Origin of the sequence: Streptomyces sp. NPDC127084, assembly GCF_042724175.1 — a bacterium.
GTDB lineage: Bacteria > Actinomycetota > Actinomycetes > Streptomycetales > Streptomycetaceae > Streptomyces.
Window position 1 is genome coordinate 37591 of record NZ_JBHXFA010000061.1, and the last position, 1169, is coordinate 38759.

At 68.1% G+C, this 1169-nt stretch carries 2 protein-coding genes; both read left to right on the plus strand.

Annotated features, from left to right (window positions below; translation table 11 throughout):
* The first annotated feature begins 179 nt into the window (after positions 1 to 179).
* Positions 180 to 704 carry a GNAT family N-acetyltransferase gene (locus ACFWI9_RS16565; protein WP_387162536.1) on the plus strand — a complete coding sequence of 175 codons (525 nt, stop codon included), beginning with the start codon at positions 180 to 182 and terminating at the stop codon, positions 702 to 704.
* A 33-nt stretch (positions 705 to 737) separates the two neighbouring features.
* Positions 738 to 1052, plus strand: a complete 315-nt coding sequence (locus tag ACFWI9_RS16570) for a DUF4229 domain-containing protein (RefSeq protein ID WP_387162538.1) — start codon at positions 738 to 740, stop codon at positions 1050 to 1052.
* Positions 1053 to 1169: the final 117 nt, after the last annotated feature.

Here is a 1169-nt window from a genome sequence, read left to right on the forward strand (position 1 = left end):
TGTTCTTGCGGTGTGTTTGTCGTTGGCTCTTTGCGGCGGGCTCTGCTTTCGCTGCGCGCGGCGAGCCTGCCCTCCCCCCCCCCGCCCCCCCCCCACTCCGTTTTTGCCCCCGCGACTGCGAGCAGGCTCACACACCCCCACAAGCGGGACAGTCCGGGCCGGTTGTTACCGTCGACCGCATGACGTTGTCCTTCCGGCTCGACCCGCCTGTGGACCCTGCCCTGCGGGACGGCTTCCTCACGCTCTGGACCGATGTGTCCAACGCGGGCGGCGCGGTCGGCTTCGTGCCGCCGGTGACGGTGGAGGACATCAGGCCGGAGTGGCTCAAGCAACTGACGGCACTCGCCGAGGGACAGCGGCGGCTCCTCGTCGGTTACGACGAGGACGGACGGCTGGCCGCCGCCGCGTTCCTCACCCGCAACACGCACCGCCTGATGCGGCACTGGATCTGGCTCTACACCGTGATGGTCCACCCGCGCCACCAGGGCAAGGGCTACGGTCGCGACCTCCTCGCGGCAGCGGAGGAGTCAGCCCGTACCCTCGAAGGCGTCGAGGCGATACGCCTCACCTGCCGCGGCGGTCTTGGCCTGGAGGACTTCTACGCCTCCTGCGGCTACAAGGAGGTCGGACGGGTGCCTGGCGCGATACGGGTCGCCGACGGCGACGACCGCGACGACATCACGATGCTGCTCCCCCTGAACTGATCACCACTGATCACAGAGAAAGAAGTCACCGCCATGTCCGACAGCAACAGCAACAGCGTCGCCAGCAAGCTCAGCCCCACAGCCCGGTACACGCTGATGCGCCTGGGCATCTTCGCCGGCTGCTTCCTCGCCCTGTGGGGGCTGGTGTACCTGCGGGTGCTGCCGCGCGGACTCGGCGACTCCAACCTGCTGTGGGTGCTCGTACTCGCCGTGATCATCTCGGCGCCGCTGAGCTTCGTGCTGCTGCGCAAGCAGCGAGACGCGATGTCGGCGCAGATCGCCGTGAAGGTGGACCGGGCGAAGTCCCGCCTGGATTCGAACCGTTCCCAGGAGGACGGCGCCGCGTAAGCGCTGCGCCGCCCCTCCGCGTCCTGTGCCTCGCGGCCCCTGCTTGCTGAGGCAAGCCGGACGTAAGCTTCCTCATATTCATGACCTTCATGACCGTGTCCTGCGGCCGGTGCACTC